The sequence below is a fragment of the Streptomyces sp. 150FB genome, assembly GCF_000818195.1.
Taxonomy (GTDB): domain Bacteria; phylum Actinomycetota; class Actinomycetes; order Streptomycetales; family Streptomycetaceae; genus Streptomyces.
Genome location: NZ_JTHL01000001.1, coordinates 1415295 through 1428254 on the forward strand (window position 1 = coordinate 1415295; position 12960 = coordinate 1428254).

Here is a 12960-nt window from a genome sequence, read left to right on the forward strand (position 1 = left end):
CCGGGCCGGCGCGCGCCGGGGCCACTGGATCGCCGGGGCCGACATCGCGGCCCGGATCGAATGGGCCCGCGACCTCGTACGGGGAGTGCCGGAGGCCGAGGCCCTTGACCTGATCTGCGCGCTCGTCGGTACGAGCGTGGCCAGCCAGGAGTCCGTACCCGCCGCGTTCGCCGTACTCTCGGTGGCCGGGGGCGACCCGTGGCGCAGCACGCTGCTCGCCGCCAACCTCGGCGGTGACAGCGACACCATCGGCGCCATCGCGGGCGCGATCGCCGGATCGGTGGCCGGGCTGGCCGCGCTGCCGCCGGATGCCGTACGGACGCTCAGGGACGTCAATTCCCTCGATCTGGAGTCGCTGACAGCACGCCTGCTGACACTGCGCCGACAACCCGCCTGACGGCGCCCCGCCCGCAGGCGGGACGACCGGAGACAGCGGCTTCCCCACCACCCCTTCGCAACGTGCTAGGAGGTTCCGTCATGACCGCTTCGACGACGAACGATCGCGTCGGTGCCATTGAGACCCGAGGGATCGAACCGGTCCCCGACAACGAACGGCACGGCCACGCCGGACAGATGTTCTGGACGTGGTTCGCCGCCAACATCTCCATCCTCGGGCTGCCGCTCGGTGCCACACTCGTGGCCTTCCGGGGGCTGAACATCTGGCAGGCGATCCTGGTCGCCGTGGTCGGTTCCTTCGGCTCGTTCGCGCTGGTGGGGGTGCTCAGCCTGGCGGGCAAGAAGGGCGGCGCGCCCGCGCTGACGCTCTCCAGGGCGATCTTCGGGCAGCGCGGCAACGCGGGGCCGACGCTGATCAGTTGGCTGAGCCGGGTCGGCTGGGAGACGATCACGACGACCACCGCCGCGTACGCCCTGCTGGCACTGCTCGGGATCATCTTCGGGGTCGACCAGAACACCGTACTCACCGTGGTGTGTCTGCTGGTCTTCATCGCCTGCACACTGCTGATCAGCGGCCTCGGCCATGCCACCATCATGTGGATCAACAAGTGGGCCACGGTCGGCTTCGGCATCCTGAACCTCATCGTGATGGGTTTCCTGGTGGCGACCGTCGACTGGAACAAGGTCCTGGACATCCACGCGGGACCGGCCAGCGGTGTCATCGCCGGCATCGGTTTCATCGCGGCGGGCACCGGCATCGGCTGGGCCAACGCGGGTGCGGACTACGCGCGTTATCTGCCGCGTTCGATCCCGGGCCGGAAGCTGGTCGTGGCATCGGCGTTCGGCGCCGGTGTTCCGCTGGTCCTGCTGATCTCGCTCGGTTCGTTGCTGTCGGCGGGCGACAAGACGCTCGCCAGCGCCTCCGACCCGGTCGCCGCCATCAACGGGATGCTGCCGTCGTGGATGGCGATCCCGTACCTGATCGCGGCCTTCGGCGGACTGCTGATGTCGAACCACCTGTCCACCTACTCGGCGGGTCTGACGATGATCACGCTGGGGCTGCGGGTGCCGAGGCCGCTGGCCGTCGGTGTGGACGTGGTGCTGATGTTCCTCGGCGGCATCTACTTCATGCTGATCGCCAAGGACTTCTACGGTCCGTTCTCCACCTTCCTGACACTGCTCGCCGTGCCGATCTCGGCGTGGGTCGGGGTGATCCTGGTGGACGCTGTACGCGGCCGGGAGTACGACCCGGTCGCGCTGATGGACACCTCGCGCACCAGCCGTTACTGGTACACCGGCGGCTTCCATCTGCCGGCCGTCACGGCGTGGGCCGTGGCGATCGTGGTGGGGCTCCTGTTCACGAAGGCGTCGACGAGTGACACCGACGTCTGGTTCGCCGGGCCGTTCGCCGACTCCTGGCTCGGTGTGAACGGGCTCGGCTGGGCGATCTCGATGGCGGTCGGCGCCGCGGTGTACGCGGTGTGGCACCGCCGTCCGAGGACCGTTCCCGAGGCCCCGGCCACGTCCGGCTCCGGTTCCGGCTCCACACTCCAGGAGGCCGGACGATGAGCCGTCTGGTGCTCGCGGGGAACGTCATCGCCGATCTGGTGATCGAGATCCCCGCCCTGCCCGAGCGCGGCGGCGACGTCATCGGCTCCCGTACGGAGCTGACGGCGGGCGGCGGCTTCAACACCCTGGTCGCCGCCCGCCGGCTGGGCACCGAGGCGGTGTTCGCCGGGCTGCACGGCACGGGACCGTACGGCGACCTCGTACGCACCGCGCTCGCCGCCGAGGGCATCGAGGCGCTGCTGCCCGTACGCGAGGACGGGGACACCGGTTTCACGGTGGCCCTGGTCGACGCCGGCGGTGAGCGTACGTTCGTCACCAGCTTCGGCGTCGACGCGGAGCTGACCGAGGCCGATGTGGCCGCCGTGGAGCGGCAGTTGCGCCCCGGGGATCTGGTGCAGGTCTCCGGGTACGGCCTGGTGATGCCCGTGAACGGCCCGCTGCTGTCCGCCTTCACCGCGCGGCTGCCGGCCGGGGTCGTGGTGTGTCTCGACCCGGCGCCGCTGGTGGCGGACATCCCCGAAGCGGTGCTCGGCCCTGTGCTCGCCCGTACGGACTGGCTCAGCTCCAACGCGCGTGAGGCGCGGCTGATGTCGGGCCACGAGGACCCTCGTACCGCGGCGGAGGCGCTCCGGCGGCGGTTGGCGCCGGGCGCCGGGGTGATCGTACGGGCGGACAGCGACGGCTGCTGGCTGGCGGCGCCCGGCGCCGATCCGGTGCATGTGCCGGGCTTCCCGGTGAAGGCCGTCGACAGCAACGGCGCCGGGGACGCGCACGTGGGCTCGTTCCTCGCGCTCCTGGGCCAGGGCCTGGACGCGCCCACGGCGGCGCGCGCCGCCAACGCGGCGGCGGCGTACGCCGTACAGCACAGGGGCCCGGCAACAGCCCCCAACCGCGCGGAACTTGCCGCCTTCCTGGGTGATGACCCGCTGGCGGAACGGCTGTTCGGCGCGGGCGCCGCCTGAGGCACTGCCTGAAAGCCTCAGCGGTCGTTCTGCGCCAGCTTCAGCAGATGGTCGGCGAGCGCCTGGCCGCCCGCCGGGTCGCGGCTGATCAGTATCAGTGTGTCGTCCCCGGCGATCGTGCCGAGGATGTCGCTCAACTCCGCCTGGTCGATGGCCGAGGCGAGGAACTGCGCGGCGCCCGGCGGAGTGCGGAGCACCACGACATTGCCCGACGCCTCGGCGGAGATGAGGAGTTCGGCGGAGAGACGGCGCATCCGCTCCTCCTTCGCCGACTCGCCCAGCGGGGCGTGCGGGGTGCGGTAACCGCCCTCGCTCGGCACCGCGTAGATCAACTCCCCGCCGGTGTTGCGGATTTTCACCGCTCCCAGCTCGTCCAGGTCGCGGGAGAGCGTCGCCTGGGTGACATGCAGCCCGTCGTCGGCGAGCAGTTTCGCCAACTGACTCTGCGAGCGCACGGGTTGCCGGTTGAGGATGTCCACGATCCTGCGGTGGCGGGCCGTTCGGGTCTGCGGCACTGACGGCCCGCCGTGCTCGGATTCCTGGATCTCGGTCATCGTCGTCGTCTCACTCTGCTGCTCGTCCGTCCCGGTGCGCGGTGTCGAGGATGCCGGGCAGTGCCTGGAGGAACTCGTCCACCTCGTCGTCGCCGATGATCAGCGGTGGCATCAGCCGTACGACGTCGGGCGCGGGCACGTTCACCAGGAGACCGGCTCCCTGAGCCGCCTGTTGCACCTGGGGCGCGAGCGGCTCGGTGAGCACGATACCCAGCAGCAGGCCCGCACCACGGACATGGGACACGAGCGGATGTCCGAGCCCCTCCACCCCGTCACGCAGCCGCTCGCCGAGGCGCTTGACCTCGTCGAGGATTCCGTCCTCGGCGATCGTGTCGAGTACGGCGAGCCCGGCGGCGCAGGCGACCGGGTTGCCGCCGAACGTCGTACCGTGCTGGCCGGGCAGGAGCAGGTCGGCGGCAGCGCCGAAAGCGATCGTGGCGCCGAGCGGCAGCCCGCCGCCGAGGCCCTTGGCGAGGGTGACGACATCGGGCTCCACGCCCTGGTGGGCCTGGTGCTCGAACCAGGTACCTGTCCTGCCGACGCCGGTCTGCACCTCGTCGAGGACGAGCAGTGTGCCTGTGGCCCTGGTGATCTCCCTGGCGGCCTCCAGATACCCCTTCGGCGGTACGACCACCCCCAGCTCGCCCTGGATCGGTTCGATGATCACGAACGCGGTGTCCTCGGTGACGGCGGCGCGCAGCGCCTCGGTGTCCCCGAACGGCACATGCGTCACATCGCCGGGCAGCGGCAGGAACGGTGTGCGCTTCGGCTGCTGGCCGGTCAGCGCGAGGGAGCCCATGGTGCGGCCGTGGAATCCGCCCTCCGTGGCCACCATGTGCGAGCGGCCGGTCAGCCGGCCGATCTTGAAGGCCGCTTCGTTCGCCTCGGCGCCGGAGTTGCAGAAGAACACCCGCCCGGGGCGGCCGAAGAGCTGAATGAGCCGCTCGGCGAGGGCGACGGGCGGCTCAGCGATGTAGAGGTTGGAGACATGCCCGAGGGACGAGATCTGCCGGGACACGGCCTCGATGATCGCGGGGTGGGCGTGGCCGAGCGCGTTGACGGCGATACCGCCGACGAAGTCGGTGTACGGGGTGCCGTCGGCATCCCAGACGGTGGCGCCGTCGCCGCGTACGAGGGACAGCTTCGGCGTACCGTAGTTGTCCGTCATGACGCCCTGCCAGCGCTGTGCGAGCTCCTCGTTGCCGGTCACTGCGCTCCCCCTTCGGTCGCGGCTTCGGCCGCTGTCTTTGTCGCTGTCCGGGTCGCTGTGCTTGTCGCTGCCGCTGTGCTCTGTCCGTCCGGTACGACCATCGTGCCGATGCCTTCGTCCGTGAAGATCTCCAGCAGGATCGAGTGCTGGACCCGGCCGTCGATCACGCGGGCGGTGTTGACGCCGCCGCGTACGGCGTGCAGGCAGCCCTCCATCTTCGGCACCATGCCGCTGGACAGCTCGGGCAGCAGTCGCTCCAGCTCGGTGGCGGTGAGCCGGCTGATCACGTCGTCGCTGTTGGGCCAGTCCTCGTAGAGGCCTTCGACATCGGTGAGGACGATCAGCGTCTCGGCGCCGAGCGCGGCGGCGAGCGCGGCGGCGGCCGTGTCCGCGTTGACGTTGTAGACGTGGTGGTCCTCGGCGCTGCGCGCGATGGAGGACACGACCGGGATCCGGCCGTCGGCGAGCAGCGTCTCGATGGCGCCCGTGTCGATGGCGGTGATCTCGCCGACGCGGCCGATGTCGACGAGTTCGCCGTCGATACGCGGGCGGAGCTTGGTCGCCGTAATGGTGCGCGCGTCCTCGCCCGTCATGCCGACGGCGAGCGGCCCGTGCTGGTTGAGGAGCCCCACCAGCTCACGCTGGACCTGCCCGGCGAGCACCATCCGTACGACGTCCATCGCCTCGGGGGTGGTGACGCGCAGCCCGGCCTTGAACTCGCTGACCAGCCCGTGGCGGTCGAGCTGCGCGTTGATCTGCGGGCCGCCGCCGTGCACGACGACCGGCCTGAGACCGGCCTGCCGGAGGAAGACGACGTCCTGGGCGAAGGCCGCCTTCAGCTCGTCGTCGATCATGGCGTTGCCGCCGAACTTGATGACGACGGTCTTGCCGTTGTGGCGGGTGAGCCAGGGCAGCGCCTCGATGAGGATCTGCGCCTTGGGGAGGGCGGTGTGGAGGCGCGCGGTGGGCTGGGGCGCGGGTTCTGTGGGGTTTGTGAGCTCAGGGGATTCGGTGGGCTCGGTGGGCTCGGTCATGACGAGTACGCGCTGTTCTCGTGGACGTAGTCGGCGGTCAGGTCGTTGGCCCAGATGACGGCGGAGGCGCTGCCGGCCGCCAGGTCGGCGGTGATCCCGACCTCGCGGTACCGCATGTCGACCAGGTCGCGGTCCTCGCCCACCGAGCCGCCCCGGCAGACCCATACGCCGTTGATCGCGACATTGAGCCGGTCCGGCTCGAAGGCGGCGCTCGTCGTACCGATGGCGGAGAGCACCCGGCCCCAGTTGGGGTCCTCGCCGTGGATGGCGCACTTGAGGAGGTTGTTACGGGCGATGGAACGGCCCACCTCGACGGCGTCGTCTTCGGAAGCGGCGCCCACGACCTCGATCCTGATGTCCTTGGACGCGCCCTCGGCGTCGCCGATGAGCTGGCGGGCGAGGTCGGCGCAGACAGTACGGACCGCCTCGGCGAACTCGTCGGGCGCGGGCGTCACCCCGGCGGCTCCGGAGGCCAGCAGCAGCACCGTGTCGTTGGTGGACATGCAGCCGTCGGAGTCGATCCGGTCGAAGGTGGTACGGGTGGCGGCGCGCAGCGCCGTGTCGAGCGCGGGCGCTTCGACGTCGGCGTCGGTGGTGAGGACGACCAGCATGGTGGCGAGCCCGGGGGCGAGCATGCCGGCGCCCTTGGCCATGCCGCCGACGGTCCATCCCGCGCCGCCCGCGACGGCGGTCTTGTGCACGGTGTCGGTGGTCTTGATGGCGATGGCGGCCTTCTCGCCGCCGTGCTCGGAGAGTTCGGCAGCGGCCTTCCCGATGCCGGGCAGCAGCCGGTCCATCGGGAGCAGTACGCCGATCAGCCCGGTCGAGGCGACCGCGATCTCGCCGGCGCTGTGTTCACCGTGACCGCTTCCGCCGAGGACCTCGGCGGCCTTCTCGGCGGTGGCGTGGGTGTCCTGGAAGCCCTTGGGGCCCGTACAGGCGTTGGCACCGCCGGAGTTGAGGACGACGGCGCTCACCGTGCCGCCCTTGAGCACCTGCTCGGACCAGAGGACGGGGGCGGCCTTGACGCGGTTGGAGGTGAAGACGCCCGCCGCCGCGCGGCGCGGTCCCGTGTTGACGACGAGGGCCAGGTCGGGGCCGCCGCTCTCCTTGATCCCGGCGGCGATGCCCGCCGCCGTGAATCCCTGCGCTGCGGTGACGCTCAAGGTGCCACTCCGATCGTGGAGAGTCCGGTGTCCTCGGGGAGGCCGAGGGCGATGTTCATGCTCTGGACCGCGCCGCCGGCGGTGCCCTTGGCGAGGTTGTCGATGGCGCTGATCGCGATGATCCGGTTCGCGGACGCGTCGTGGATGACCTGGAGCTGTACGGCGTTGGAACCGTGGACGGACGCGGTGGCCGGCCACTGCCCCTCGGGCAGGAGGTGGACGAACGGCTCGTCGGCGAAGGCCTTCTCGTACGCGTCCCGCAGGTCCCGTGTGTTCGTGCCCGGCTTGGCCTTGGCGGAGCAGGTCGCGAGGATGCCGCGCGACATCGGGGCGAGCGTCGGGGTGAAGGAGACGCTGACCCGCTCCCCCGCGACGGCGCTGAGGTTCTGGATCATCTCGGGGGTGTGCCGGTGGGTGCCGCCGACGCCGTACGGCGACATGGAGCCCATGACCTCGGAGCCGAGCAGATGCGGCTTGGCGGTCTTGCCGGCGCCGGAAGTGCCGCTCGCTGCGGTGATCACGGCCTCGGGCTCGGCGAAGCCCGCCGCGTACGCGGGGAACAGCGCGAGCGAGACGGCGGTCGGAAAGCATCCGGGCACGGCGACCCGCCGGGACCCCGCGAGCGCGGCGCGGGCACCGGGCAGCTCGGGCAGCCCGTACGGCCAGGTCCCGGCGTGCGCGGAACCGTAGAACCGCTCCCAGTCGGCGGCGTCCTTCAGCCGGAAGTCGGCGCCCATGTCGACCACGAGCACGTCCTCACCGAGCTGCTCGGCGACGGCGGCGGACTGCCCGTGCGGCAGCGCGAGAAACACCACGTCGTGCCCGCCGAGCACCTCGGCGGTGGTCTCCTGGAGCACCCGGTCGGCCAGCGGCAGCAGATGCGGCTGGAGCGAGCCGAGGCGCTGCCCGGCGTTGGAATTGCCGGTGAGCGCGCCGATCTCAACCCCGGGGTGGACGAGAAGCAGACGGAGCAGTTCCCCACCCGCGTACCCGCTCGCTCCTGCCACCGCTGCACGTACAGCCATCGGAAACCCTCCTCAGATATGGCATGACTATACGTTCCACCGCAGCTTTATGCAACGGCCGTGCCTATTATCCGGCGGCCCCCTGGGCGGACCCCAGGACCGACCTCAGCCCTTGACGGCCTCCGCGATCTGGTGGGCGGCCCGGGCGGGCGTGAGGTGCGTGGTGTCGACGACCTCGGCCTCGGCATGCAGCCATGTGCGGGCCGCCTCGGCGTAGGGCTCGAGGTGTTTGAGCCGGAACGGGGAGTTGGGGCCGAGAACAGTGTCCCCCGCGATGCGCCCGCGCAGGGTGTCCTGGTCGGCGTGGAGGACGAAGTGTCGTACCGGGATGCCGTGTTGGGCGAGGCCCGTGCTGATCTCGCGCCAGTACTGCTCGACCAGGACGGTCATGGGCACCACCAGGGTGCCGCCGGTGTAGTCGAGTACGCGGCGGGCGGTATCGACGACGACCGGCCGCCACGGCGGCCAGTGCTGGAAGTTGTCCGTCGCGGGCAGCCCCGGCTTGATGTCCATGAGCGTCTCGCCGACCTTCTCGGCGTCGAACACCCGGGAATCCGGGATCAGTTGCTGTACGAGTGAACTGGTCGTCGTCTTGCCTGCGCCATGGGTGCCGTTGAGCCATACGATCATGGGCCGACGCTAGCGGTGTACGAGCCGCGGGCCGGTGCCGACCACGTCACAGAACGGGCACCGCAGAAGAGGCTTGGCACGCGGCTGCCACCGGCCCGGATCGGGATCCCAAGGGCCCCGAACATGGCTGACGCGCCCAGGCCCCCTTGCAGCGCAAGCGAACGCGGCTGATAGGCATCGGCGGCGCCCGCCCTCGGCACCAAGGTGCCGCGTCGGGGCGCCCGGGACGGGGGTCAGGCGTGTTCGGTGTCCTGCGGGTCCGCGACTACCGGCTGGCGGCGGCCGGTCAACTGCTGTCCAGCCTCGGAGACTGGTTACTGCTGGTCGCGGCCCCCTTCTTCGTGCTCCGCCTGACCGGTTCGACACTGGCCACCGGGCTCTCCTTGGCTGCCGAGACCGGAGTCCACAACTGGGCGAGGGGAACTCCGCGGTCCCGCCACCACGGCTCCCCCCGCGCCCCGACAGCACCGCGCTGCGACGGTTCGCGGGCGAGTTGCGTGCCGGTGCGGCCCACATCCCTTCCACCCCCGGTCTCCCGGCCGCGCTCGGGGTCGGCTACCTCGCCGGAGCCCCGGTCAGCCGGGCCGTCACCGCCCGCTTCACCACCCGTACGGTCACGGTCGGCAGCCTGGCCGCTCTCGCCGTCGCCGGATCCGCGGCCACCGCGCTGCTGATCCCACGCCAGGGCCCGTGCCATAGGAACTCCCTATGGCATCTGCTGCTATTTCGTCTTTGCCTCTCATTCTCTGCCGCCCGTACCTTGAAACAACTCGATGAGGCGCTCACCGCGATTTCTCTGGGAATTCGCGCTCCGCGCACGTCGAATTTTCCGTCGAGCGGGCTCACACGCAATTGAGAGGACCGGTGGCATGACCACAATCGAGAATGGCGAGAATGGATCGGGAACGCGAGAACTCGCGGGAAAGCGGGCCCTGGTCACGGGTGGTTCTCGCGGGATCGGAGCGGCCGTCGTGCGCCAACTCCTGGACGCGGGCGCCGAGGTGCTCACGACCGCCAGGTCTGCGGCGGGTACGGCCCCCGAGGGGGCCATCTTCGTGGAGGCCGACGTACGGACACGGGCCGGAGCCCAGGCGCTCGCCGCCGCCGCGCGGGAGGTGCTCGGCGGGGTGGACATCCTGGTCCACAACGCGGGCGGGGCGCGACCGCACGAGGGCGTCCTGGCCATCCCCGACGAGGAGTGGCAGGACGCGCTGGACCTGAACTTCCTGGCGTCGGTGCGGCTGGACTCGCTGCTGGTACCAGGGATGCGGGAGCGGCGTTCGGGGAAGATCGTGCACATCTCCTCGGCCGCGGTCCTCACCCCGGTAGGACCGTTCCTGCACTACACCACGGCGAAGGCTGCGCTGGAGAACTACAGCCGGGGACTGGCCGTGGAGCTGGCCCCGTCCGGGATCCGGGTCAACACCGTGAGTCCCGGCAGAGTCGCCACCCCTGGCGGCGAAGCGACGCGGGAGCAGTGGGCCGAGGTGGCCGCGCGCATGGACGCGGGGCCGGGCGAGACCAACGCGGACGACACCACGCCGCTGGGGCGCGACGGTCAGCCCGACGACATCGCCCACGCGGTGCTGTTCCTCGTGTCCGACCGGGCGAGCTGGCTGACCGGCAGCAAGCTGGTCGTGGACGGCGGTGAATTCCCCAGGGGGTGACGCCGACGATATTGACGCCGCCGATATTCCGGAACGCCGGTTTCGACAGAAAAGAATGAAGCGGCGCCCGCTTTTTCCTCGGCCGTCAGGACACCGGTGCGGAGAAAGCGGGCTCGGACCAGATCTCCTTACGGAGGAGTTCGAGCAGGGCCGTCTCCGCCGGGCCCGCGTCCTGCCGGACCACGGCGATGACGGGCTGGGACACGACCGGGAACACCGGGCGAACGAGGTGCTCGTGACCGTGGGGCACCGCTGAGGCCGGGACGAGCGTGACCCCCAGCCCGTGGGCGGCCCAGCGCACGGCCGTCGCCGTCTGGGACACGCGGGCGGCCGTGGCCGGGGTCAGCTCGTTGTCCCGCAGCACGCTCAGCAGCACGCCGTCGAGCGCGCTGTCGCGGTCGAACCTCACCCACGGCTCCCCCTCGAGTTCGCGCAGCTCGACCCGGTCCGCGGCGAGTTGCCGGTGCCCGGCGCCCAGCACCACGACGAACTCCTCGTCGCCGAGATGGTGGGCGTCGGCGGGGGTCCGCTCGCACGCCGCCATCAGCGCGAGGTCCAGCACGCCCCGGCGACAGAGCCGGTCCAGCTCGGCGGAGCTCGGCTCCTCGAAGACGGTGACCTCCAGCCTCGGGAAGCGGCGGCGCAGCGCGCCCAGCGCGCGCGGCAACTGCCGCGTGCCGAAGCCCATTTGCGCCGCGACGACCAGCTCGCCCACCAGCTCGTCGGCACCGGCCCGCGCGGTCGCCCTCGCCCGTCGCGACGCGTTCACCGCGACCTCCGCCTCCCGCAGGAACGCGCGGCCGACGACAGTGGGTACCAGCCCGGTCGGCGTACGGGCGAAGAGCCTCACGCCGAGTTCCCGCTCCAGCCCTCGGATCTGCTGGGACACCGACGGCTGAGCGACGCGCAGCAGCTCCGCCGCCGCCGTCACCGAGCCCTGTTCGGCGACGGCCAGGGCGTATTCGTACTGACGAAGGCTCATCGGCTCCCGTCCCCTCCCTGCGGTGGACTGCGGTTCGCCCCGTTGTGATCGTCGCAATAGTAGGTGAGTCGCCCTTTCGGACCTCGACACGGAGTGGAGAGGTCGGGGTGGCGGAAGGGCGAAGTTACTGAAGTTACCGAAGGCCAACTCGCCGCTCCCTCACGAGCACCACGGCGCGTCGGGTAACTGGGTGCCCGCCGAACGCCCGTGGCAATATCAGCGGGTGCAGATCGGGATACTGGGGCCATTCGAGGTTCGCGACGACGACGGCGGCTTGACCGACGTACCCGGCGCGCGACTGCGCGCACTGCTGATCGTCCTCGCGCTCAGGCCGGGGCACTCGGTCCCGAAGGCGTCGCTCATCGACGGGATCTGGGGGGAGCGCCCGCCCGCCGACGCGACGAACGCCCTCCAGCGCCTGGTCTCCCGGCTGCGGAAGCTACTGCCGGACGGGGTGGTCGAAGGGCAGCCGGACGGCTACCGGTTGCGGGTGGAGCCCGACGCCGTCGACGCCGTACGGTTCGAACGCCTCGTCGTCGGCCAGGCCCGCACCGGGGACGGCTCCCGGAGGGTACGGGTGCTGCGCGAGGCCCTCGATCTGTGGCGCGGTGCGGCCATGCAGGACGTCGGCCTCCAGGACAGCGCCGCGTTCGACGCCGCTGTCGTCCGGCTCGAAGGGTTGCGCCTGACCTCCACTGAGGAGTGGGCCGACGCGGAGGTCTCTCTCGGGCGCGGTGGGGAGATGGTCACGAAGCTGACCGACCTGGTGGCCGCGCACCCGGTACGGGAACGCCTCGTCGCCGCGCTGATGCGCGCCCTCGTCGCGGCAGGCCGCGACAGCGAGGCGCTGCTGGTGTACCAGCGCGCGAGGGAGGCGCTGGCCGATGCGCTGGGCGTCGACCCCTCGCCGGAGCTGGCCGCCTTGCACGTCGCGCTCCTGCGCGGCGAGTTGGGGCGCGGTGAGCCGGGGCGGGGCGACCTGAGACGGAACAACCTGGGACGGGGAGAAGCGAGCCGGAAGACCAACCTGCGCGCCGAGCTGACCACCTTCGTGGGCAGAGGCACCGATGTCGCCGCGGTCCGTGACCTCATGTCCCAGCACCGGCTCACCACCGTGCTCGGTCCTGGTGGCTCGGGGAAGACCAGGCTGGCCACGGAGACCGCGCGCACGCTGCTGGGCGACCTGCCGGACGGGGCCTGGCTGGTGGAGCTGGCCGCCATCGGCGCGGACGGCGACGTGGCGCAGGCGGCGCTCGCCGGGCTCGGCCTCCGGGACGCCCTGCTCGGTGGGCCCCCGAACGCCGAGCTGACGGACCGGCTCATCGCCGCGATCCGCGAGCGGGAGGCGCTGCTGATCCTGGACAACTGCGAGCACGTCATCGAGTCGGCGGCGGTGTTCGCCCACCGGGTGCTCGGGGAGTGCCGGCGGCTGCGGATCCTGGCGACGAGCCGGGAACCGCTCGGCATCACCGGGGAGGCGCTGTGGCTGGTCGAGCCGCTGGCTCTGCCGGAGGGCGACGCGGGCCCGGCCGAGATCGAGGCGTCACCCGCCGTCCAGTTGCTGCGGGACCGGGCAGGGGCGGTGCGCCGGGACCTCGCGGTCGACGCCCGCACGCTGGCGACGATGGTGCGCGTCTGCCGGACGCTGGACGGGATGCCGCTGGCGATCGAACTGGCGGCGGCCCGGTTGCGCACCATGTCCGTCGACCAGCTCGCGGGCCGGCTCGACGACCGGTTCCGCCTGCTGACCGGCGGCAGCCGTACC

At 71.3% G+C, this 12960-nt stretch carries 13 protein-coding genes; 5 read left to right on the forward strand and 8 right to left on the reverse strand.

Going from position 1 to position 12960, the window contains the following annotated elements; genetic code table 11:
• The 3 genes from QR77_RS05680 to QR77_RS05690 form a co-directional block, all read left to right on the forward strand.
• Window positions 1-397, forward strand: a 397-nt coding sequence (locus QR77_RS05680) for an ADP-ribosylglycohydrolase family protein (RefSeq protein WP_040020032.1), incomplete at its 5' end; no start/stop codon positions are given.
• 80 nt (window positions 398-477) lie between these two features.
• Window positions 478-1965, forward strand: a complete 1488-nt coding sequence (locus QR77_RS05685) for a cytosine permease (protein ID WP_040020034.1) — start codon at window positions 478-480, stop codon at window positions 1963-1965.
• Window positions 1962-2927: a PfkB family carbohydrate kinase gene (locus QR77_RS05690; RefSeq protein ID WP_040020036.1), complete on the forward strand. Its 966-nt coding sequence runs from the start codon at window positions 1962-1964 to the stop codon at window positions 2925-2927. Before QR77_RS05685 ends, QR77_RS05690 begins: the two co-directional genes overlap by 4 nt.
• A 17-nt stretch (window positions 2928-2944) precedes the next feature.
• Here the strand turns inward: QR77_RS05690 and QR77_RS05695 are convergent, their stop codons facing one another.
• From QR77_RS05695 to QR77_RS46505, 7 genes are all read right to left on the reverse strand, one after another.
• Complete coding sequence (locus tag QR77_RS05695) at window positions 2945-3481, reverse strand: arginine repressor (protein WP_040020037.1); 537 nt, start codon at window positions 3479-3481, stop codon at window positions 2945-2947.
• Between the two features lie 10 nt (window positions 3482-3491).
• Entirely contained in the window at window positions 3492-4691 is a 1200-nt protein-coding gene (locus QR77_RS05700) for an acetylornithine transaminase (protein WP_040020038.1), read from the reverse strand.
• The gene (gene argB, locus QR77_RS05705; protein WP_052488557.1) at window positions 4688-5725 is read right to left on the reverse strand and encodes an acetylglutamate kinase; all 1038 of its coding nucleotides are present in this window, start codon (window positions 5723-5725) and stop codon (window positions 4688-4690) included. Before argB ends, QR77_RS05700 begins: the two co-directional genes overlap by 4 nt.
• Complete coding sequence (gene argJ, locus QR77_RS05710) at window positions 5722-6891, reverse strand: bifunctional glutamate N-acetyltransferase/amino-acid acetyltransferase ArgJ (protein ID WP_040020039.1); 1170 nt, start codon at window positions 6889-6891, stop codon at window positions 5722-5724. The genes argB and argJ overlap by 4 nt, the downstream gene beginning before the upstream one ends.
• On the reverse strand, window positions 6888-7916 hold the full coding sequence (gene argC / locus QR77_RS05715; RefSeq protein WP_040020040.1) for an N-acetyl-gamma-glutamyl-phosphate reductase: 1029 nt from the start codon (window positions 7914-7916) through the stop codon (window positions 6888-6890). Before argC ends, argJ begins: the two co-directional genes overlap by 4 nt.
• 105 nt (window positions 7917-8021) lie before the next feature.
• A complete protein-coding gene (locus QR77_RS05720) occupies window positions 8022-8546 on the reverse strand; it encodes an AAA family ATPase (protein ID WP_040020041.1) in 525 nt (174 codons plus the stop codon).
• Between the two features lie 286 nt (window positions 8547-8832).
• A complete protein-coding gene (locus tag QR77_RS46505; protein ID WP_040020043.1) occupies window positions 8833-9243 on the reverse strand; it encodes a hypothetical protein in 411 nt (136 codons plus the stop codon).
• 172 nt (window positions 9244-9415) lie between these two features.
• On the opposite strand from QR77_RS46505, the gene QR77_RS05730 reads away from it, so the two are divergent.
• Window positions 9416-10213 carry an SDR family oxidoreductase gene (locus QR77_RS05730; RefSeq protein WP_052488558.1) on the forward strand — a complete coding sequence of 266 codons (798 nt, stop codon included), beginning with the start codon at window positions 9416-9418 and terminating at the stop codon, window positions 10211-10213.
• A gap of 85 nt (window positions 10214-10298) precedes the next feature.
• Here QR77_RS05730 and QR77_RS05735 read toward each other — a convergent pair whose 3' ends face one another.
• Window positions 10299-11195, reverse strand: coding sequence for a LysR family transcriptional regulator (locus QR77_RS05735; RefSeq protein ID WP_040020045.1), 897 nt, complete (start codon window positions 11193-11195; stop codon window positions 10299-10301).
• A 223-nt stretch (window positions 11196-11418) separates the two neighbouring features.
• On the opposite strand from QR77_RS05735, the gene QR77_RS05740 reads away from it, so the two are divergent.
• A partial coding sequence (locus tag QR77_RS05740) for a BTAD domain-containing putative transcriptional regulator (RefSeq protein ID WP_040027365.1) occupies window positions 11419-12960 on the forward strand: 1542 nt, incomplete at its 3' end.

Excerpts from the sequence above, each read along its gene's own strand:
- QR77_RS05685 (WP_040020034.1), top strand. The coding sequence starts at position 478 with ATGACCGCTTCGACGACGAACGATCGCGTCGGTGCCATTGAGACCCGA.
- QR77_RS05690 (WP_040020036.1), top strand. The coding sequence starts at position 1,962 with ATGAGCCGTCTGGTGCTCGCGGGGAACGTCATCGCCGATCTGGTGATC.
- QR77_RS05695 (WP_040020037.1), bottom strand. The coding sequence starts at position 3,481 with ATGACCGAGATCCAGGAATCCGAGCACGGCGGGCCGTCAGTGCCGCAG.
- argB (WP_052488557.1), bottom strand. The coding sequence starts at position 5,725 with ATGACCGAGCCCACCGAGCCCACCGAATCCCCTGAGCTCACAAACCCC.
- argC (WP_040020040.1), bottom strand. The coding sequence starts at position 7,916 with ATGGCTGTACGTGCAGCGGTGGCAGGAGCGAGCGGGTACGCGGGTGGG.
- QR77_RS05720 (WP_040020041.1), bottom strand. The coding sequence starts at position 8,546 with ATGATCGTATGGCTCAACGGCACCCATGGCGCAGGCAAGACGACGACC.
- QR77_RS46505 (WP_040020043.1), bottom strand. The coding sequence starts at position 9,243 with ATGGCACGGGCCCTGGCGTGGGATCAGCAGCGCGGTGGCCGCGGATCC.
- QR77_RS05730 (WP_052488558.1), top strand. The coding sequence starts at position 9,416 with ATGACCACAATCGAGAATGGCGAGAATGGATCGGGAACGCGAGAACTC.
- QR77_RS05735 (WP_040020045.1), bottom strand. The coding sequence starts at position 11,195 with ATGAGCCTTCGTCAGTACGAATACGCCCTGGCCGTCGCCGAACAGGGC.